Raw genomic sequence first — 19,847 nt, forward strand, 5'->3', positions numbered from 1 at the left:
CGTAGATGATTTGATCGCAGCTGAGACCGAGAGTTGGCACTCTCGTTCAATCAACCAAAGGAACCCAATCAGCATCCCGAAGGACACCGAAGGGGGATTTGTTACTTGGCACTGACTTTCGGCACGCTGTTGAGTTCTCAAGGAGCGGACGCGCACGTTCCCCGACCAATTTCTTGGCCGTTCTTCGTGGCGGTGATTTCCACTTTACACCAAGTTCCGCAGCGGGTGAACCTCGGGGGTTCGTCCGGCGGTTTCCCAGGCCCTGCGGCCCGGTCCGTTCTCGCTTGGTGCATGGAGAACACTACACGCCCTCAGAGGGGCTTTGCAGGGGGGTCCCCCGGCGGGGTCCTCGAACGGTCCGAATGTGCTGCTGAGCTGGGAGAACGGGGCTCAGGCCACCCCGCGGGGGCGGAACTGGACGCTCACGCGGGGACCGACGGGCTTGGTCGTCTTCGGGATGCAGTGCTCCCAGGTGCGCTGGCAGGAACCGCCCATCACCACCAGATCGCCGTGCCCGAGGGTGAAGCGCCGGCTCTCGCCGCCACCCACCGGCCGCAGCAGGAGTGGCCGGGGAGAGCCGAACGAGACGATGGCGACCATCGTGTCCTCGGTGCGGCTGCGCCCGATGCGGTCGCCGTGCCAGGCGACGCTGTCGCGCCCGTCGCGGTACAGGCACATGCCCGCCGTCACGAACGGCTCGCCCAGCTCCGGCCGGTAGTGGGCGTCGAGGGCCGCGCGGGCCTCGGCGAGCACAGCGTGCGGCAGCGCCTCCCCCGCCCCGTACCAACGCAGCAGTCGGGGGACTGCCACCTCGCGGTCGTACATCTGCCGGCGGTCCTCCCGCCAGCCGATGTCGCCCAGCAGGACGTCGAGCACGCTGTCGGAGCCCTCGACCCAGCCGGCGAGGTGGTCGACCCAGGCACCGCGGCTCAACAGGTGCCGGGAGACCCGCCCAGCGAGCGGGGTGAGCGCGACCTCGCCGGCGACGTCCCAGATGGACGGCTGGTGTGCGAGCGACATGGAGGGAGGCTACTCCCGGTTTCGCACAGGTGTTCGAAAACCTGTGGACAACCGCCTCCTCGTCCTCCCTCGCCGGAGGGATGAGGACGGGATGCTCCCTCAGGCGCTGAGCGCGAGCACGAACGGCAGGACGGAGCCGGCCCCTGCCAGCCGCAGCTCTCGGCCGGCGACGGTCATGGTCCAGCGCGAGTCGGCCAGGTCGTCGACGAGGAGGACCGGGGCATCGCCGAGCTCGGCCAGCCGGGCCCGGAGCTCCGGCCCGACCACGATGCGCTGCCAGACCCCGGCCAGCCGGAAGGCGCTGTTGCCGCCCGGCCCGCCGGTGGGGCCGCCGTGGGCCAGGTCGAGGGCGCCCAGGTAGGGCAGCCGCCCCAGCTGTGCCAGCCCCTGGGCCACGCCCGTGACCAGGGCGGGCCGCCGGCGGGACGGCATGGCGACCACGCCGGCGGGGCGCTGCGCCCAGTCCCAGGCGCCGAGCACCCGGGCGCAGGCCTTCAGCAGCTCTGCGTCCGGCGGTGCGTCGTTGGGCAGGCCGGGGCGCATGACCCGGTGGCTCACCTCGTAGGCGGCGTCTGGGTCCTCCTCGATCGAGGGCGCCTCGAGGTCCTCGGCCAGGGTGGCCACGCCACCGACCCCGTCGTCCCCCAGGAGGGTGCGCAGGCGCTGGCCCCACCCCAGGTCGGTCAGCCGGGCCACGGCCTGGCCGGTGGCGATCTGCTCACCCGGCGCGATCTTGCCCTTGACCTCGACCCCGAGCCGTTCGGCGCCGGTGGGCCACTGCGCCCGCGGCGGGAGCTCGACACCGGGCCGGTCCAGCCGGGCATCGGCCGCCTCGGCTGCGCCGGCCGGCACGTCGGTGGGGTACCAGGGGCCGGCGCAGACGTCACAGCGCCCGCAGGGGCTGGCGGTCGGGTCGTCGAGGGCGGTCTGCAGGAAGGCCATCCGGCACTCCGCGGTGTCGACGGGCCGTGCGTAGGTGAGCATCGACCGCTGCTCGGCCTCCCGGGTCGCGGTGACCCGGGAGTACCGCTCGGCGTCGTAGACCCACGGCACGCCGGTGGAACGCCAGCCGCCCTGCACCCGCTCCACCGCACCGTCGACGGCGAGCACCTTGAGCAGCAGCTCGAGCCGGGAGCGGCGCACGTCGGCCACTGTCTCCAGCCTCGCCACCGACCAGGCCCTGCCGTCGGCCATCGCGGTGAGGACGGCGGCTGCGTGGTCCTCCCGGGGCATGGAGGAGGTGGCGAACCACTGCCAGATCGCGATGTCCTCCGGGCCCGGGAGCAGCAGCACGTCGGCGTTGGCGACGGCGCGGCCGGCACGACCCACCTGCTGGTAGTAGCTGACCGGCGACGACGGCGCACCCAGGTGGACGACGAAGCCAAGGTCCGGCTTGTCGAACCCCATGCCCAGCGCGGAGGTGGCGACCAGGGCCTTCACCCGGTTCTCCCGCAGCGCCTCCTCGGCGTCCTTGCGGTCGGCGTCGTCCAGCCGCCCGGTGTAGGCGCGGACCTCGTGGCCGGCGTCGCGGAGCAGCGCCGCCGTCTCCTCGGCCGCGGCCACGGTGAGCGTGTAGACGATCCCGCTGCCTGGCAGGTCGCCGATGTGCGCCGCCAGCCAGGCCAGCCGTGCGCGGTCGGTGTCCAGCCGCAGCACGCCCAGCCGCAGGGAGTCCCGGGCCAGCGGGCCGCGGACGGTGGTCACCTCGACACCGCCGGCGCCGAGCTGCTCGGCGACGTCGGCGACCACCCGCTCGTTGGCCGTGGCGGTCGTCGCGAGCACCGGGGTGCCGGCGGGGAGCTGGCCGAGCAGGTCGCGGATGCGGCGGTAGTCGGGCCGGAAGTCGTGCCCCCAGTCGGAGACGCAGTGCGCCTCGTCCACCACCAGCAGGCCGCAGCGCTCGACCAGGCTGGGCAGCTGCTCGTCACGGAAGCGTGGGTTGGTCAGCCGCTCGGGGGAGACCAGCAGGACGTCGACGTCGTCGGCGGCGAGCCGGGCGTTGATGTCGTCCCACTCGGTCACGTTGGAGCTGGAGATCTCCACGGCCTTGATCCCGGCGCGGGCGGCTGCGGCCACCTGGTCGCGCATCAGCGCGAGCAACGGGCTCACGAGCAGCGTCGGCCCGGCTCCGCGGCGGCGCAGCAGGGCGGTGGAGACGAAGTAGACGGCGGACTTCCCCCAGCCGGTGCGCTGCACGACCAGGGCGCGCTCGTGCCGCTCGACGAGCGCGGTGACGGCGGCGTCCTGACCCTCGCGGAAGACCGCGTCGGCGCGGCCGGTGAGCTCGCGCAGGACGCCGAGCGCCTCATCGGCCAGATCGGTCTCGACAGCGGTGCTCATGCCCCGACCGTAGGCGGCGACACCGACGACGGGGACCTGGGCGTGCGGTGGCTGTGGACGGACGGTTGGATGGGCGTCGATGCTGCCCCCGGACAACCACGTGCACTCCGAGTTCTCCTGGGACACCGGCCCACGAGCGTCGCTGCTGCGTGCCTGCGAGCGGGCCGTGGAGATCGGTCTCCCGGCCATCGCCTTCACCGAGCACCTGGACTTCACCGTCTGGGACGCCGCCGACCGCGCCACCGCGCAAGGTCTCACCGATCGGCACCCGGCCAACCAGCTGCCGATCGACGTCGACCTCTACGCCGAGACCATCTGGGAGGCCCGGCAGCGCTTCCCGACGCTGCGGGTGTGGTCCGGCGTCGAGGCCGGAGAACCACACCTGTTCGGGGCCAGTGTGGCTGCTCACCTGGGCGCCTCCCCGGTCGACCGGGTCCTCGGCTCCCTGCACTCGCTGCCGGTCGACGGCCGGCTGATGGGCGTCAACCGGCTGCTGCACGCCCCGGGCATCGACGTCATCGCCACGATGCGCCGGTACCTCACCGAGATGGTGGCGATGATCGAGAGCAGCGACGTCTTCCAGGTGCTGGCTCATTGCGACTACCCGCGGCGCTACTGGCCCGGCGGCCGCGAGCAGTACCCGCAGGCGGTGTTCGAGGAGGAGTACCGGGCGGTGTTCCGGGCGCTGGCGGCCAGCGACCGGGCCCTCGAGGTGAACACCACCAGCCCGCTGTGGTCGGTGGAGCTGCTCCGCTGGTACCGCGAGGAGGGCGGCGACGCCGTCAGCTTCGGCAGCGACGGCCACCAACCGCACCTGGTCGGGCAGCGGTTCGACCTGGCGGTCGACGTCGTCGAGCAGGCCGGCTTCCGACCCGGACGGGACCGCTTCGACTTCTGGCGCCGCTGAGGCCGCCCACGGGACGACGAGGGGCCGAGAACGGTGGGTGTCGATCCGGTCGTGGACTGCCGATGAGGAGGGCGTGACCGCTCCGGCTGCCCTCGAGGCCCCGACCGACGGGGACGACCCCGTCCCCTTCGGCCCGCAGACCGTCGTCCAGGACGCGACGACCACCGGCCTCGCCGTCATCGCCCGACTGCACGACGAGGCCCTGGCGGCGATCGCCGCGCTGGCCGAGAGCTGGGACCAGCCGGCCGACCCCGTCCGGGTGCTCCGCACGGCCGAGCGGCCGGCGGTCGTCCTCCGGTCCGGGAGCGCAGCCGCCGCCTGATCTGGCGGAACTACTTCACCGCTAAGGCAGTTCCCCGCTAGGGTCACGCAATGGCCCTCCCCCGTCGTGTCGTCATCGCCCTCGGCGGCAACGCGATGACCGGCGCCGACGGCTCCGCCACGCCCCGCGCCCAGCGTGACGCCATCTCCGCGGCCGCCCAGCACATCGCCGCCGTCGTCGCCACCGGGGCCGAGGTGGTCCTCACGCACGGCAACGGCCCCCAGGTCGGCAACCTGCTGGTCAAGAACGAGCTGGCGGCGCACGTGGTCCCACCGGTCCCGCTGGACTGGAACGTCGCCCAGACCCAGGCGACCATCGGCTTCACCCTCGCCGACGAGCTGGACGCCGCACTGGCCGCCCTCGGCTCCCCCCAGCGCACCGCTGCGCTGGTCACCCGCACCCTCGTCGACCCCGCCGACCCGGGGTTCGCGACGCCGTCCAAGCCGGTCGGCCGGTATCTGCCGCGCGACGAGGCGCAGCGCTTCATCGATCTCGGGCAGAACTGGGAGGACCGCGGTGAGCGCGGCTGGCGGCGGGTGGTCGCCTCGCCGGAGCCGCTGTCGGTGGTCGACGTCCCGGCCATCTCGGCGCTCAGCGGGGCCGGGTTCGTGGTCGTCTGCGCCGGCGGGGGCGGCGTGCCCGTGGTCCCCGGCGCCGCGGACGGCGACGCGCTGATCGGTGTCGAGGCCGTCATCGACAAGGACCTCACCGCCGCCCTGCTCGCCCGGGAGCTGCGTGCGGACACGCTGGTCATCGCCACCGACGTCCCGCACGTGATGGTCGACTTCGGCGCTCCGTCGGCCCGCCCGCTGGCCCGGGTCACCGCCGCCGAGATGCGCGCCCACGCCGAGGCCGGCCAGTTCGCCCGCGGCAGCATGGGCCCCAAGGTCGAGGCTGCCCTCCGGTTCGTGACCGACTCCGGGGACGGCCGTCAGGGCGCCCGCGCCGTCATCACCGCACTGCCCCACATCTCCGACGCCGTCGCCCGTGACGACGTCGGCACCGTCGTCACCGCATAGAAGGAGAAGACATGCCCGCACCGATCGAGGTCCGCAAGGTCCCGCTGCACAACGTCAGCGACGCCTCCGAGCTGGCCAAGCTCATCGACGACGGCGTCATGGAGGCCGACCGCATCATCGCCGTCATCGGCAAGACGGAGGGCAACGGCGGGGTCAACGACTACACCCGGATCATCGCCGACCGCGCGTTCCGCGAGGTGCTGATGGAGAAGGGCTCGCGCAGCAAGGAGCAGGTCGGGGAGATCCCGATCGTGTGGTCCGGCGGCACGGACGGGGTCATCAGCCCGCACGCCACGATCTTCGCCACGCTGCCCGAGGACTCGGTGGAGAAGACCGACGAGCCGCGGCTGACCGTCGGGTTCGCGATGAGCGAGGTGCTGCTGCCCGAGGACATCGGCCGGCTGACCATGGTGGAGAAGGTGGCCGAGGGGGTGCGCCGGGCGATGGCCGAGGCGGGCATCACCGACCCGGCCGACGTCCACTACGTGCAGACCAAGACGCCGCTGCTGACCATCGAGACGATCCGCGAGGCCAAGTCCCGCGGACAGGAGACCTACTACGACGAGCCGCACGGCTCGATGGACCTCTCCAACGGCACGACGGCGCTGGGCATCGCGCTGGCGCTCGGCGAGATCGAGATGCCGGAGCAGAAGCAGGTCATGCGCGACTTCGACCTGTTCAGCGCGGTCGCCTCCTGCTCCTCGGGCGTCGAGCTGGACCGGGCGCAGATCATCGTCGTCGGCAACGCCCGCGGCCACGGCGGCGACTACCGGATCGGTCACTCGGTGATGACCGACGCCCTCGACCAGGACGGGATCTGGAACGCCATCCGGGACGCCGGCCTCGACCTGCCGGAGCGCCCGCACACCTCCGACCTGGGCGACGACCTGGTCAACGTCTTCCTCAAGTGCGAGGCCGACCCGACCGGCTACGTGCGCGGTCGGCGCAACGCGATGCTCGACGACTCCGACGTCTTCTGGCACCGGCAGATCAAGGCCACCGTCGGCGGCGTCGCCGCCTCGGTGACCGGCGACCCCGCGGTGTTCGTGTCGGTGGCCGCCGTGCACCAGGGTCCCTCCGGCGGCGGCCCGGTCGCCGCCATCGTCAAGGCCTGAGCGACGGCGCCGGCCGGGTCAGCCCGGCCGGCGCCCTCAGCCGCGGGCGGCGAGCACGCGGGCGGCCTCCCGCTCGGCGGCGGTGTTGACCACCCCCGCCCGGGAGCCGCGGAGCTTGGCGGCGATGTGCTCACCGATCGTCACCGGCAGGTAGCGGGGCTCCTCGCCCCGCCCCACACAGCTCGGGAGCGGCGCGATCACCGCCTCGACGTCCCCGTCGTGGAAGAAGGCGGCCGACCTGCGCCGCTGGATGGTGCCGTCGACGACCGGTGGCGTGACCCGGTGCAGCGTGGACGTCCACCGGTCGTTGGTCAGCCGGGCGGTGACGTCGCCCAGGTTGACGAGCAGGGCGCCGTCCGCGGGCAGCACGTCGTGCCAGCCGCCGTCCGCGTCGAGCACCTGCAGGCCGGCCACCTGGTCGGCCCAGAGCACGGTGACGATCCCGTAGTCGGTGTGCTCCCCCATCCCGGTCAGCTCGCCGTCCAGCCGGACCGTGCCCTCCGGCAGCGCGTAGTTGTTCATCCGCAGCACGTCCAGTGAGTGCCCGGTCAGGTCGGCGAAGAAGTCCGCCGGCAGCCCCAGGGCGTCGGCGAAGACGCGGGTGAGCACCCGGGCGACCCGGCCCGCCTCGCCGAACCACGCCTCGACGGCGGGCCGGAAGCCGGGGACGTCGGGCCAGGTGTTCTCCGCGTAGTCGGGCTGGGGCAGTCCGGGCGCGTGCGGGTAGCTGGCCTGCGAGGCGCCCACGTTGAACGCCTCGAAGAAGTCGTTCATCCGCGTCGCGGACTCCACCCCCAGGGACAGCGAGAGCGACTCGCTCTTCGGTGGGCTGTAGCCCCGGTTGACCTCCGGGGGCGTGCGCCAGGCCTGCTTGGCCTCCAGGGGCTGACCGAAGAAGCCGTCCATCGCTGCGGCCAGGCCTTCGGCCACCCGGCCGGGAACCCCGTGGCCGACGACCTGGATGAAGCCCACCGTGCAGCAGGCCTCGTCCATCGCCGCCGCCACGGCGGCCTGCTCCTGGACGGATCCGCCGAGCACGTACGGGGAGATGTCGACGACCGGGACGCTGAAGCTCATGCGCCGAGGGTGACCGGGCCGTGTTGCCCGGGCGTCACGGCAGGATCGCGTCCACGTGGCCCGCCGACGCGATCCTGGCGCTCCGTCAGGCGACCGTGGTCTCCAGGGTGACCGGGACGTTGCCGCGGGTGGCGTTGGAGTAGGGGCAGACCTGGTGCGCGGCCTCGACGAGCTGGTCCGCGGTCGCCTGGTCGACGCCGCCGAGCTCGACGTGCAGGGCGACCTCCAGACCGAAGCCACCGGCGTCGTTCGGCCCGATGCCGACCTCCGCGGTGACCCCGGCGTCACTGATCGGCGCCTTCTGCGTGCGGGCCACCATCTTCAGGGCGGACAGGAAGCACGCGGCGTAGCCGGCGGCGAACAGCTGCTCGGGGTTGGTGGCGCCGCCCTCGCCACCCATCTCCTTCGGCGTGGCCAGGTCGAGGTCGATCAGACCGTCGGAGGAGCGGGTGTGGCCGTTGCGGCCGTCACCGGTGGCGGTGGCGACGGCGGTGTAGACGCTGGGCATGAGCGGTCCTCCAGGTGGTTGGGTGTACCACCCACTGTGCACCCAGCGGACCGGCCGCACGTCCGTCCCGAGGCCGATCTCGCTCACACTCCTCGGGTGCGTGGTCCTGACCAGTGGGTTCGCTACCTTGATCGCTGCGCCGGACCCGCGGGGGGAGACCGGACGGACGAGGAGCTGCAGCAGTGACCAGGTCGCAACGCCTGCAGCGGGCACTGCCCGCAGGGGTGCTGGCCGTCGTGACCGTGACCGACGTCGTCAGTGGGCCCGAGCAGGTGGTCCTCGGCCTGGTCGTCATGGCGCCGCTGCTGGCGGCGACGACGCTCGGCAGGCGGGGCACGGTGGGCTACGCCGTCCTGGCCCTCGTGCTGGCGGCGCTGCTGGGCGTCTACGACCAGCAGTACACCGCGAGCACGCTGCTCCCCCAGGTCGTCCGGTTGCTGGCGGTGGCGGGCGGCGGCGTCCTGGCGGTGGGCGCCTGCAGCCTCCGGCTGCGCCGCGAGGCCCAACTGGCCCGGCTGAGCGCGCAGGCGGCGACCACCGAGGCGGCGCTGCAGACGGCCGAGGCGCTGCAGCTGAACCTGCTCGGGCCGCCGCCGCGGGTGGCGGGCCTGGAGTCGGCCGTGCGGTACCTGCCGGCCAGCCGGCACACCCAGGTGGGCGGCGACTGGTACGACGCGTTCCCCCTCCCGGACGGGAGCACCATGCTGGTCATCGGGGACGTCGCCGGCCACGACGCGCCGGCGGCCGCCACCATGGCACAGGTCCGGGCGATGCTGCGGGCGATCGCCCAGCGCTCGACCGGCTCGCCGGCGGAGGTGCTGTGCGCCCTGGACGAGGTGCTCGCCGGTCTGGAGCTGCACACCCTGGTCACGGTGATCGTGGCGCAGGTCGACGCACCGTCGTCCGCTGCGGGCACGCGGCGGTTCCGGTGGTCCAACGCGGGCCACCCGCCACCGGTGCTGGCGAGGGCCGGCGGCGAGGTCGGCCTGCTGGCGGCCGCCCCCGAGAGCCTGCTCGGCATCGCACCCGGCGTCCGGCGGACCGACCACACCCTGGAGCTGGGCGCCGGCGACACGCTGCTCTTCTACACCGACGGGCTGGTCGAACGCCGCGGCGCACCGCTCGACGACGGGCTGACCTGGGTGGTCGGCGAGCTGACCAGGACCGGCCGGGAACCCCTCGACCGGCTCTGCGACGACCTGCTGGGCCAGCTCGGTGGGCGGGTCGACGACGACGTGGCCCTGCTCGCCGTCCGCGTCCCCGGCTGAGCACGGGGCACCGGCGGGTCAGGCCGCGCGGCCGCGGCCCTCGGCCTTGACGTCGGCGGCGTAGCGGTCGACGTACTCGGCGCCGGACAGCCGCTGCAGCTCGGCCATGACCCGGTCGGTGACCTCCCGCAGCGCCGCGCCGTCGTCGGCCGGCCCCGGGTGGTCGGAGAAGTCCAGCGGTTCGCCGATCCGGACGACCACCCGGCCGGGCCGGGGCAGCCGGGCACCCGGGGGCATGAGCGCCCGGCTGCCGATCACGGCGATGGGCACGACCGGGGCCCCGGTGGACAGCGCCAGCCGGGCCACCCCCGTCTTGCCGCGGTGCAGCCGGCCGTCCGGCGACCGGGTGCCCTCCGGGTAGATGCCCAGCACCCCGCCGTCGGCGAGCACCTCCCGGCCGCGCCGCAGGGCGGCCTCGGCGGCCGTGGCCCCGCCGCGGTCCAGCGGGACCATGCCGATGCTCTCCAGCAGCAGGCGCATCGCCCGCCCGAGCAGCCCGGGGCGAGTGAAGTACTCGCTCTTGGCCAGGTAGGTCACCCGGCGGTGGCTGAGCACCGGGGGGAAGAACTGGTCCAGCGTGGAGGGGTGGTTGCCGGCGAGGATGACCGGCCCGGTGGCCGGGAGGTGGTCGGCCCCCTCGACCTGCGGCCGGAACAGGCCCAGGACCAGCGGACGCACGAGCGCGCGGACGACCGGGTATGCGTCCACGCTCACCGTTCGTCCGGTGCCCGGCCGGCATGGTCGACCAGCTGCTCGGCGCTGTCCTGCCCGTGCATCCGGGCGCAGGACGCACAGCAGAAGAAGACGCCGTCGGCCTCGACGCCGTGGCCGACCACCTTCACGCCGCAGTGCTCGCACACCGGCGCCAGGGCGTGGATGGCGCACTCGAAGCTGTCGAAGGTGTGCACCGCGCCGGCAGCGTGCACCTCGAAGCTGAGCCGGTAGTCGTTCCCGCAGACCTCGCAGCTGGCCATGGCCCCACCCTCCGTCGTCGCGGCCGGTTCCGACCGCCGTCGGCGACTACCCGCTGACCCGGGGAGGTGAACGAGCACCGTCCAGGCCCGTCAGGCCGCCCGGGACTCCTCGGCCAGCGCCGCCAGCGCCTGCTCGAAGCATGCCTGCGGCGGCTGCACCAGACCGGCACCGACCTGGCCCGTGCCGGCGACCCGGCCGGCCATGCCGGTGTTGATCTGCGGCAGCCAGCCGGTGCGGGCGACCTGGAGGACGTCGATGCCGGTCGGGGAGCCGCGGAAGCCCATGATCGGGATCTGCATCGCCGGGTTCTCGGCCAGCGTCAGCTGGTACATCCGCTCGGTGGTCGCCAGCGCGTCGGGGACGGTGCCACCGACGAACCGGACGATCGCCGGTGCCGCGGCCATGGAGAACCCGCCGACGCCGTAGGCCTCCATGATCGCGGAGTCGCCGATGTCGGGGTTGGCGTCCTCGGGGCCGTAGTCGCCGAGGTAGAGACCGACCGGGGTGTTGGCCGGGGCGGTGAACCAGCGGTCCCGGGTACCGGCGGTCTGGATGCCGAACTCGGTGCCGTTGCGCGACAGCACGGTGACCATCGTCGAACCCGGGACGTCGCGGGCGGCGTCCATCGCCAGCTTCGCCGTGGGCATGCCGAGGTTCAGGTAGAAGTGTTCGTTGCCGCCGATGAAGCGCAGCACCTCGGCGATGTCCTGGGCCGGCGCGTCGACGCCGACGATGGACGGCGACAGCTCGCGCAGCGCCATCAGCGAGCCGGCGCGGTTGCGGTTGTGCCCCTCGTCGCCCATCTGCAGCATCTGGGCGAGGATCGCCTTGACGTCCAGCGGCTCCGGCCGGCTCCGGACGGCGCGCTGGAGCACCGGGCCGAGCACGTCGCGCATCCAGGCCAGCCGGGTGAGCACCTCGTCGTTGTAGGCGCCCATCCGCAGCACCTTGCCCAGGCCCTCGTTGAGGTTGCACCAGGCCTGCCCGCCGTTGGCCGGGTCCTCCAGACACCACATCCACATCGAGGGGCTGGTCACCCCGGCCATCGGGCCGACCGTGCGGTGGTGGTGGCAGGGGTCCAGCGCGATCTCCCCGGCGGCCAGGATCCGCTCGGCGTCGGCGACGTCGGTGGCCCAGCCCTCGAAGACGCAGGCGCCGATGAGCGCCCCGCGCATCGGGCCGGAGGCGGTCTCCCAGGTCAGCGGCGGTCCGGAGTGCAACAGCATCCGGTCAGGCAGGTCGAGGACCTCGCGGGCGGGCCGGACGTCGACCAGCAGCGAGCCGGCGGCGAGCACCCGCTCCACGGCGACCCGGTTGGCGGCCGCCCGGCGCGGGTCCAGCGCGAGCTGGGTGAGGTCGTCGGGGCTGCCGAAGCCCGGCGGGCGCCAGTCGACGTCGGTGACGCTCGCGCCCTGCTGCCGGAGCGCGGTGGAGAAGACCTCGACGCCGGCGGCGACGATGGACGGCGGGGCGGACAGCAGTCCGCCGAGGGGCTCACTCATGGCCGTCTCCGATCAGGCTGAGGGCGTGGCGGGTGGCGGCGGCGTTGGAGGCGAAGACCGCGGCGCCGGCCTCGGCGAGGGCGTCGGCCTGCCGGGACCAGCACTGGGGGTCCGCCTCGGTGCCGACCAGCGCCACGACGGTGGGCAGGCCGGCCGACCGGATCGCCGGGACGAGGGCGGCGGCGGGGTCGGGGTCGGCGCCGTGGCCGAGGACGACGTCGATCAGCAGGACGGCGGGCTCTCCGCTCTCCGCCAGGCCGGCGATCGCCTCCAGCCGCAGCGTCGGGTCGATCATCGGGTGCGCGCGGCCCACGGTGAGCGCGTCGTCGCCGAAGTCGACGACCACGTGCCCGCGGGCGGCCAGGTCGGTGCCGAGGTCGAGCTCCGGACGCAGCGGGGTGTTGGAGCGGATGTCGCCCAGGGCCGGGGCGGCGATCAGCATCGTCTCGTCGGCGAGGGTGCCACCGGAGTAGAAGCCCTTGAGGACGGCGCCCGCGGGCACGGCGTCCGCGGTCCCGGGCCGGGAGGGCCACGCGGGGACGGCGACGCCCAGGTCAGCGAGGAGCGCCTCCACTGCGGCGGTGAGGTCGGGCTGCTCCGGGCTGAGCGCGGCGGAGCGCACCGGGACCGACAGGCCGGCCGCCACCTCCTGCACCCGGGCGGCGACCGCGGGCGCCGGCGGCTTGGAGACCAGCAGCACCCGCTCGGTGGCCGGGTCGGCGTCCAGCGCGGCCAGCGCGTCGAGGGTGGCCAGCCCGCCGACGGCCTCGGAGAGGTCGCGACCGCCGACGCCGAGCACGTGCGAGACGCCGACGCCGGCCGCGTCGAGCAGGCAGCTGACCTGCTGGGCGCCGGTGCCCGACGCCGCGACCAGGCCCACCGGGCCACGCCGGACGACGTTGGCGAAGCCGAGGGCGAGGCCGGAGACGATCGCCGTCCCGCAGTCCGGGCCCATCACCAGCACGCCGGCGTCGTGCGCGGCCCGCTTGAGCGCGACCTCGTGCTCGACCGGCACCCCGTCGCTGAAGATCAGCACCGACCGGCCGGCGGCGATGGCGTCGGCGGCCTCCGCGACCGCGTACGGCCCGGGCACGCTGATGATCGCCAGCGCCGGGTCGTCCGCGCCGTCCAGGCCGGCGCCGATCGTGCGGGCCGGGATGGTCTGCGCCTCGCCCCGGTCGGCGCGGGCGGTGAGCGCGGCGTCGACGGCGGCGACCGCGGCGGCCAGCTCGGCGTCGTCGGTGGCGGTCAGCGCGATGAGCAGCTGGTCGGGCTTGGCCTCGCCGTCGGGCGCCAGGCCCATGCCGGCGGCGAGCTCGAGGTTCAGCGGCGTGGCCATCGCGACGACGACGGTGTGCACGCCGGGGCGGTCACCGATCTCGCGACTGACCTGCATGAGCCGGACGGAGTCGGCGTAGACGCCGCTGCGCAGGGAGACGTGCCGGACTGGACTGTCGCTCACCTGGCGGGACGCTACCGGAGAAACTGTCTCAGCGGTGAGGTAGTTCCAGGCCGCATTGCAGCGACGAAGATTTAGCGCTGAGGTACTTCCGTGTCCCCGGATCCGGTGACACAGTTGCGCCTTCCCCGATCCGTAGGCCCGCACTCGGAGGTGACCCGCACCCGGTGAAGCCCGCTCCGTTCAGCTATGCCGACCCGACCTCGGTCGAGGAGGCGCTCGACGTCCTGACCGCGGAGGGCGAGGGGGCGAAGGTGCTCGCCGGCGGGCAGTCGCTGCTCCCCCTGCTCTCGATGCGCCTGGCCGCGCCCACCACCCTGGTGGACATCAACCGGGTGCCCGGGCTCGACCAGATCTCCGCCGGCCCCGACGGGGTGCGCGTGGGTGCACTGGTCCGGCACGCCCAGCTGCTCGCCTCGGCCGAGGCGGCCGGCGTCCAGCCCCTGCTCGGCCGGGCGACGGCGAACGTCGCACACCCGGCCATCCGCAACCGCGGGACGACGGTGGGCTCGATCGCGCACGCCGACCCCTCGGGTGAGATGACCGCGGTGCTGGCGCTGACGGACGGTTCCGTCACGGTCGCGACGCCCGACGGCCGCGAGACGGTCGGCTGGGCCGACTTCTTCCTCGGCCCGCTGGAGACCTCGGTGCACGGCCCGGCCGTCGTCCTGGACGCCTTCTTCCCCGCGCTCCCAGAGCGGTCGGGCACCGCGTTCGCCGAGATCTCGCGACGCAAGGGCGACTACGCCGTGTGCGGGGCCGGCGTGGTCGTCACGCTGGACGACGACCGGCGGGTCAGCTCCGCCCGGGCCGCCTACCTCTCCGTCGGGCTGGTGCCCGAGGTGCACGACCTGACCGACGCCGTCGTCGGCCAGCCGGTCGACTCCGCGGACTGGGCTGCGGCCGGCGAACTGGCCCGCGGCAAGGTCGACCCGGACGGCGACCTGCACGCCAGCGCCGACTACCGGCGGCTGCTGGTCGCGACCCTCACCGCCCGCACGCTGGCCGACGCCGGCGCCGAAGCAGCCAGGAGGACCGCGTGACCGAGGTTCGTACCGAGCGGGCGATCTCCGTCGTCGTCAACGGTGTTCCACGTGAAGCCACGGTGCCGGTGCGCTGGCTGCTGTCCGATGCGCTACGGCACGGGTTCGGGCTGACCGGCACCCACGTGGGCTGCGAGCACGGCGTCTGCGGGGCCTGCACGGTGCTGGTCGACGGGCAGCCGACCCGCTCCTGCCTGGTGCTCGCCGTCCAGGTCGACGGCCGCGAGGTGACCACCGTGGAGGGCCTGTCCCGGTCGGACCACCAGGGCGGGCAGGTGCTGCACCCGATCCAGGAGGCGTTCCGGGAGTGCCACGCGCTGCAGTGCGGGTTCTGCACGCCGGGCTTCCTGACCACGATCGCGGCCGGCCTGGACGCCCGGGACCCGTCGGTGGAGATCACCGAGGAGGAGGTCGACGAGATGGTCGGCGGCAACCTGTGCCGCTGCACCGGCTACGCCAACATCAAGAAGGCCTGCCGGCACGCAGCAGCGACCATGCGCGAGGCTGCCACCCCGACAGAGATGGCCATCTCTGCCGGGGACGAGGAGGCAGGGCGGTGACGACCAAGTTGTTCGGGGAGCCGGTGCGCCGGCGGGAGGACGCCCGGCTGATCATCGGCCAGGGCCGCTACCTCGACGACATCGGCTCCGGCGCCTACGAGGCGGCGTTCGTCCGCAGCCCGTACGCGCACGCCCGGGTGCTGGACATCGACGTCAGCGCGGCGATGGACGTCGACGGCCTGCTGGCGATCTACACCTACGAGGACCTCACCGGCCCGATGGCCGAGCCGCTGCCGGTGCTGATCCCGCACCCGCAGCTCACCGCCCCGCGCACCGGCTACCCGCTGGTGAAGGACGTCGCCCAGCACGTGGGCGAGCCGATCGTGATGGTGGTCGCCACCGACCGGTACATCGCCGAGGACGCCGCCGGGCTGATCGAGGTCAGCTACGAGGAGCTGCCGGTCGTGGTGGGCGTCGACGCGGCCGAGGCCGCCGAGCGCACCGTGCACGACGACGTCCCGGACAACGTCGCCGCCCGGCACCACCAGGAGACCGGCGACGTCGAGGCGGCGCTGGCCGCCAGTGCGCACACCCTGTCCTTCACCCAGTACTTCGAGCGCAGCGCCTCCATGCCGATGGAGGGCAAGGGCGTGCACGCCCGCTGGGACGACGCCGACTCCTCGCTGCGGGTCTACTCCTCCACCCAGGCCTCGACGTCGGTGCGCGCGGCGATCGCGGCCAAGCTCGAGCTGTCGATGGAGAAGGTCGAGGTCATCGCCCCCGACGTCGGCGGTGGGTTCGGCGTGAAGATCGTGCACCCGTGGCCGGAGGAGCTGCTCGTGCCGATGGCCGCTCGGCTGCTGGGCCACGAGGTGAAGTGGACCGAGGACCGGCGCGAGCACTTCATCTCCAGCGCGCACGAGCGTCAGCAGCGGCAGGAGATCACCGTCGGGTACGACGACGACGGGCGGATCGCGGCCCTCGACGTCCTCGTCTGGCACGACAACGGCGCGTACACGCCCTACGGGATCATCGTGCCGATCAACACGGCGACCCAGCTCTGCGGGCCGTACGACATCCCGGTCTACCGGGCCCGGGTGAACAGCGTCTACACGAACACCGTCATCGTCACCCCGTACCGCGGGGCCGGGCGGCCGCAGGGCACGTTCGCGATGGAACGCACGATGGACCGGATCGCCCAGGCGCTCAGGATCGACCGCGCGCTGGTCCGGGAGCGGAACCTGATCCAGCCCGACCAGTTCCCCTACGACTGGGGCCTGACGTTCCAGGACGGCCGGCCGCTGATCTACGACTCCGGCGACTACCCGGCGATGATGGCCAAGCTGAAGGTGCTGGTCGACTGGGACGGGTTCGCCGAGCGGCGAGCCGCGGCCGAGGCGCGCGGGAAGCTGCTGGGCATCGGGATGGCGCCCTACGTCGAGGGCACCGGGCCGGGGCCGTACGAGGGCGCGCACGTGCAGGTGCTGGGCAGCGGCAAGGTGCTGGTCTCCACCGGGCTGACCTCGCAGGGCCAGGGGCACGAGACGGTGTTCGCCCAGCTGGCGGCCGCGGAGCTCGGGGTCCCCATGGAGGACGTCGTGGTCACCACCGGCGACACCCGGCGCTTCGGGTACGCGGTCGGCACGTTCGCCTCCCGGGCCGCGGTGGTGAGCGGCAACGCCGTCGCACTGGCGGCGCGCGGGGTGAAGGAGAAGGCGCTGCGGATCGCCGCCGAGGTGCTGGAGGCCGACCCGGCCGACCTGGAGATCGACGAGGGTCTGGTCCAGGTCAAGGGGACGCCGGGCGCCTCCATCCCGCTGCGCACGGTCGCCGTCCTGTCCAACCCGCTGCGGTACGCCTTCGACGAGGCGGCGCGGCAGGCGACCCAGTTCTCCGGGCCGGGCGACGACTCCAAGCCGCCGGTGGCGGTCGGGGACGCGCCGGGGCTGGAGCACACCGACTACTACTCCCCGCTGCGCTCGACCTTCGCCTCCGGTGCGCACGCCGTGGTGGTGGAGATCGACCCGGCGACCTGGGAGATCGCGATCGAGCAGTACGCGGTGGTGCACGACTGCGGCACGATCATCAACCCGATGATCGTCGAGGGTCAGGTGCACGGCGGTGTCGCGCAGGGCGTGGGCGGGGCGCTGTACGAGCGAATGGCCTACGACCGCGACGGGCAGCTGACCAACGCCTCGTTCATGGACTTCCTGATGCCGTACGCCTCCGAGGTGCCCGACGTGGACATCGACCACCAGTCGACGCCGTCGCCGCTGAACGAGCTGGGCATCAAGGGCGCCGGCGAGGCCGGCGTCATCCCCGGCTCGGCGGCGATCGCCTCGGCGATCGAGGACGCGGTGGGACGGCGGATCGCGGCGATGCCGATCTCCCCCACCGAGCTGTACGACCTGGTGCGCTCGGACGCCGAGCGCGTGACCAACTCTTCTCCCCACGACTCTGGAGCGATGGCGTGAACCTGGACGGCAGTGCGGTCCTCTCGGCGGCACCGGAGCAGGTCTGGGCGGTGATCACCGACCCGGCTGTGCTGGCGCGGACCATCCCGGGGTGTGAATCGCTGCAGCAGGTCGGCGAGGACAGCTACACGATCGTCGTCTCGGCCGGGGTGGGCGCGATCCGCGGGAAGTACGCGGGCGAGGTGCGGTTGAGCGACCTGGCCTTCCCCTCCTCCTACGTCATGCACGCGTCCGGCTCCGGTGGGCCGGGGTCCGTGCGGGCCACCGTGCAGATCGAGCTCGTCCCCTCGGGTGAGGGCACAGAGCTGACCTACTCGGCGGACGCCGTGGTCGGTGGCGCGGTCGCGGGCGTGGGGCAGCGGATGATCACCGGCGTCGCGAAGAAGATGGCCGGGCAGTTCTTCTCCGCGATCGACAAAGAGCTGGTGGAGCCGAACGTGGTGGCCGAGGTGGTGGCCCTCCCGGTCACGCACGACGGTTCCGCGGAACCGTCTGCTGCCACCCCCACTGCGCCGGTGACCTACGCCAAGACCCCGTCCGCGGAGGGTGGGTGGGTACCGACCGAGGCACGGCCCTTGCTGGTCGGCGCCGCTGGCGGCGGCCTGCTCACCCTGCTCGGCGTCTGGATCGGCTACCTCCTCGGCCGCCGCGGCTGAGCCTCGGCCAGGCCACCGACCACAGCAGCACCCCGAAGGAGAAGCCGAAGAGCACGGGCTTGCGCCAGACGCTGCCACCCCAGGCGGCCCCGTCGACGGCCGCCACCAGGGCGATGCCGCCGTGCACGGCCGAGGAGGCGAGCAGCAGCGCTCCCAGCAGGAGGAGGCTCCGCTGCGCGGAGGCCCGCGGCGCGAGTTCCTGCCGGGCGAGGCCGAGCACCGCTCGGGGGACCGACGTCATGATCCTGACCGTAGGGACTCCCAGCCGCGCCGCCGTCCCCCTCGTGGGGCGCTCTCGACCACCCCCTAGGGGGTGGTTGGTCGCGGTGGGTCGGCCATCCCGAGGGGCGATGCGCAGGGAGACCACAGGTTGCGCACAGCCGGGCAGCCGACGCTGAGGGCAGCGGTCGGATCGCCTGACCGGAGTCGGAGGAGACCATCGTGCGCACGAAGCTGATCACCCTCACCACCGCCGGGCTGCTCGCCGTGGGTGGTGCCGCCGTCGCCGTCCCTGCCCTGGCCGACACGGACTCGGCCGACCCCGCCGCGGCGGGCTCCTCGCGGGCCGACCGGATCACAGAGGCGCTGGCCGGGCTGGTCGAGGACGGTTCGCTCACCCAGGAGCAGGTCGACGAGGTGGCCACCACCCTCGACGCCGCCGACCTCGGTGGTCGACACGACGGCGGGCACGGCGGGTGGCACGGCGGGTGGCACGGCGGGTGGCACGGCAGCCTCGGCGACGGCGGTGGCCTCGAGACCGCGGCGACGGCCCTGGGCATGACGGAGGAGGACCTGCGGACGGCCCTGCAGGCCGACGGCGCCACGCTCGCCTCGGTGGCCGAGGACCAGGGCGTGGCCGTGGACACCCTGGTCGACGCCCTGGTCGCGGCCGCCCAGGAGCGCGTCACCGAGGCCGTCGCCGACGGCGACCTGACCCAGGAGCAGGCCGACGAGCGCCTGGCCGACCTGGAGGCGTGGATCACCGAGCGGGTGGACGACGCCTGGGGCGACCGGTGGCAGCGGTGGACCGACAGCGGGGACGACGCCAGGGACTGACCCCGCTGTCGGCGGTGCTCGTCAGCTGACGCGCAGCCCGTCGAGTGCGGTCTGCAGGATCGGGCGGGAGTACTCGGGGTCGCCGTGTATCGCGCTCACGGCGATCACCATGTCGAGCACCTGCTCCAGCGACAGGTCGCCGCGGACCTCGCCGGCCTCCTGTGCGGCGGCGAGCAGTGGCCGGCCGGCGGCCAGCACCCGCTCCCGGCTCCGGTCCAGCACCGGGCCGGGGCCCTCGGCCTGGGCGAGCAGCTCGCCGGCGATCTCGTGCTTCTTGGCGAAGAAGCCCGCGAAGTGGTCGACCCACGAGAGGAAGCGGTCGCTGGGCGACCCGTCGACCGAGGCCGCGGCCGCGCAGACGGCGTCGACCTGGTCGGTGTAGAGCGCCTCCAGCAGGTCCCGCCGTCCGGGGAAGTTGCGGTACAGCGTGGCCATCCCGACCCCGGCCCGGCGGGCGACCTCGGCCATCGACAGCGGGGCGCCCGGCTCGGCGAACCCGGTTCGCGCGGCGGCGAGGATCCGCTCGCGGTTGCGCTCGGCGTCGGCACGTCTCGCAGGCATGGCTCCCTAAGTGGAGAGGGTGTCCGGTACGGTAGGTGGACAGCC

The 19,847-nt window shown here is 73.6% G+C and carries 20 protein-coding genes; 10 read left to right on the forward strand and 10 right to left on the reverse strand.

The genetic code is table 11. The annotated features are described in order from the left end of the window. Window positions 1-390 precede the first annotated feature (390 nt). The gene (locus O2V61_RS09175) at window positions 391-1,020 is read right to left on the reverse strand and encodes an alpha-ketoglutarate-dependent dioxygenase AlkB (protein ID WP_269183006.1); all 630 of its coding nucleotides are present in this window, start codon (window positions 1,018-1,020) and stop codon (window positions 391-393) included. Between the two features lie 99 nt (window positions 1,021-1,119). Further along, window positions 1,120-3,360 (reverse strand): RecQ family ATP-dependent DNA helicase, encoded by a 2,241-nt coding sequence (locus O2V61_RS09180; protein ID WP_269183007.1) that lies wholly within the window; start codon window positions 3,358-3,360, stop codon window positions 1,120-1,122. Between the two features lie 79 nt (window positions 3,361-3,439). Here O2V61_RS09180 and O2V61_RS09185 point away from each other — a divergent pair, with 79 nt between their 5' ends. The 4 genes from O2V61_RS09185 (at window position 3,440) to O2V61_RS09200 (ending at window position 6,723) form a co-directional block, all read left to right on the forward strand. Further along, window positions 3,440-4,267, forward strand: a complete 828-nt coding sequence (locus O2V61_RS09185) for a PHP domain-containing protein (RefSeq protein ID WP_269183008.1) — start codon at window positions 3,440-3,442, stop codon at window positions 4,265-4,267. A 73-nt stretch (window positions 4,268-4,340) separates the two neighbouring features. Next, on the forward strand, window positions 4,341-4,589 hold the full coding sequence (locus tag O2V61_RS09190) for a hypothetical protein (protein WP_269183009.1): 249 nt from the start codon (window positions 4,341-4,343) through the stop codon (window positions 4,587-4,589). Window positions 4,590-4,639: 50 nt separating this feature from the next. After that, window positions 4,640-5,608: a carbamate kinase gene (locus O2V61_RS09195; protein ID WP_269183010.1), complete on the forward strand. Its 969-nt coding sequence runs from the start codon at window positions 4,640-4,642 to the stop codon at window positions 5,606-5,608. Window positions 5,609-5,619: 11 nt separating this feature from the next. Next, entirely contained in the window at window positions 5,620-6,723 is a 1,104-nt protein-coding gene (locus O2V61_RS09200; RefSeq protein ID WP_269183011.1) for a ring-opening amidohydrolase, read from the forward strand. Between the two features lie 36 nt (window positions 6,724-6,759). Here O2V61_RS09200 and O2V61_RS09205 read toward each other — a convergent pair whose 3' ends face one another. Then, entirely contained in the window at window positions 6,760-7,800 is a 1,041-nt protein-coding gene (locus O2V61_RS09205) for an isopenicillin N synthase family dioxygenase (protein ID WP_269183012.1), read from the reverse strand. An 85-nt stretch (window positions 7,801-7,885) separates the two neighbouring features. Continuing rightward, complete coding sequence (locus tag O2V61_RS09210; protein WP_269183013.1) at window positions 7,886-8,308, reverse strand: organic hydroperoxide resistance protein; 423 nt, start codon at window positions 8,306-8,308, stop codon at window positions 7,886-7,888. Between the two features lie 182 nt (window positions 8,309-8,490). Here O2V61_RS09210 and O2V61_RS09215 point away from each other — a divergent pair, with 182 nt between their 5' ends. Next, entirely contained in the window at window positions 8,491-9,576 is a 1,086-nt protein-coding gene (locus O2V61_RS09215) for a PP2C family protein-serine/threonine phosphatase (protein WP_269183014.1), read from the forward strand. A gap of 18 nt (window positions 9,577-9,594) precedes the next feature. Here O2V61_RS09215 and O2V61_RS09220 read toward each other — a convergent pair whose 3' ends face one another. The 4 genes from O2V61_RS09220 to O2V61_RS09235 form a co-directional block, all read right to left on the reverse strand. Next, a complete protein-coding gene (locus O2V61_RS09220) occupies window positions 9,595-10,290 on the reverse strand; it encodes a lysophospholipid acyltransferase family protein (protein ID WP_269183015.1) in 696 nt (231 codons plus the stop codon). Then, window positions 10,287-10,550, reverse strand: a complete 264-nt coding sequence (locus tag O2V61_RS09225; RefSeq protein WP_269183016.1) for a hypothetical protein — start codon at window positions 10,548-10,550, stop codon at window positions 10,287-10,289. The genes O2V61_RS09220 and O2V61_RS09225 overlap by 4 nt, the downstream gene beginning before the upstream one ends. 90 nt (window positions 10,551-10,640) lie before the next feature. After that, window positions 10,641-12,053 carry a DUF1116 domain-containing protein gene (locus O2V61_RS09230; RefSeq protein ID WP_269183017.1) on the reverse strand — a complete coding sequence of 471 codons (1,413 nt, stop codon included), beginning with the start codon at window positions 12,051-12,053 and terminating at the stop codon, window positions 10,641-10,643. Next, the gene (locus tag O2V61_RS09235; RefSeq protein WP_269183018.1) at window positions 12,046-13,515 is read right to left on the reverse strand and encodes an FdrA family protein; all 1,470 of its coding nucleotides are present in this window, start codon (window positions 13,513-13,515) and stop codon (window positions 12,046-12,048) included. Before O2V61_RS09235 ends, O2V61_RS09230 begins: the two co-directional genes overlap by 8 nt. A 164-nt stretch (window positions 13,516-13,679) precedes the next feature. On the opposite strand from O2V61_RS09235, the gene O2V61_RS09240 reads away from it, so the two are divergent. From O2V61_RS09240 to O2V61_RS09255, 4 genes are read left to right on the forward strand one after another with little or no spacing between them, the layout of a single operon-like run. Beyond that, window positions 13,680-14,555, forward strand: coding sequence for an FAD binding domain-containing protein (locus O2V61_RS09240; RefSeq protein WP_269183019.1), 876 nt, complete (start codon window positions 13,680-13,682; stop codon window positions 14,553-14,555). Then, complete coding sequence (locus tag O2V61_RS09245; RefSeq protein WP_269183020.1) at window positions 14,552-15,115, forward strand: (2Fe-2S)-binding protein; 564 nt, start codon at window positions 14,552-14,554, stop codon at window positions 15,113-15,115. The genes O2V61_RS09240 and O2V61_RS09245 overlap by 4 nt, the downstream gene beginning before the upstream one ends. Then, complete coding sequence (gene cutA / locus O2V61_RS09250) at window positions 15,112-17,529, forward strand: aerobic carbon-monoxide dehydrogenase large subunit (RefSeq protein WP_269183021.1); 2,418 nt, start codon at window positions 15,112-15,114, stop codon at window positions 17,527-17,529. Before O2V61_RS09245 ends, cutA begins: the two co-directional genes overlap by 4 nt. Continuing rightward, window positions 17,526-18,185 (forward strand): SRPBCC family protein, encoded by a 660-nt coding sequence (locus O2V61_RS09255; RefSeq protein ID WP_269183022.1) that lies wholly within the window; start codon window positions 17,526-17,528, stop codon window positions 18,183-18,185. Before cutA ends, O2V61_RS09255 begins: the two co-directional genes overlap by 4 nt. Here O2V61_RS09255 and O2V61_RS09260 read toward each other — a convergent pair. After that, window positions 18,136-18,426, reverse strand: a complete 291-nt coding sequence (locus O2V61_RS09260) for a hypothetical protein (RefSeq protein ID WP_269183023.1) — start codon at window positions 18,424-18,426, stop codon at window positions 18,136-18,138. The two genes, O2V61_RS09255 and O2V61_RS09260, sit on opposite strands and share 50 nt — an antisense overlap. A 200-nt stretch (window positions 18,427-18,626) precedes the next feature. Here O2V61_RS09260 and O2V61_RS09265 point away from each other — a divergent pair, with 200 nt between their 5' ends. Then, complete coding sequence (locus O2V61_RS09265) at window positions 18,627-19,241, forward strand: hypothetical protein (RefSeq protein WP_269183024.1); 615 nt, start codon at window positions 18,627-18,629, stop codon at window positions 19,239-19,241. 21 nt (window positions 19,242-19,262) lie between these two features. Here O2V61_RS09265 and O2V61_RS09270 read toward each other — a convergent pair whose 3' ends face one another. Continuing rightward, complete coding sequence (locus tag O2V61_RS09270; RefSeq protein WP_269183025.1) at window positions 19,263-19,802, reverse strand: TetR/AcrR family transcriptional regulator; 540 nt, start codon at window positions 19,800-19,802, stop codon at window positions 19,263-19,265. Window positions 19,803-19,847 lie beyond the last annotated feature (45 nt).

The organism is Modestobacter sp. VKM Ac-2985, assembly GCF_026967925.1.
Taxonomy (GTDB): domain Bacteria; phylum Actinomycetota; class Actinomycetes; order Mycobacteriales; family Geodermatophilaceae; genus Modestobacter.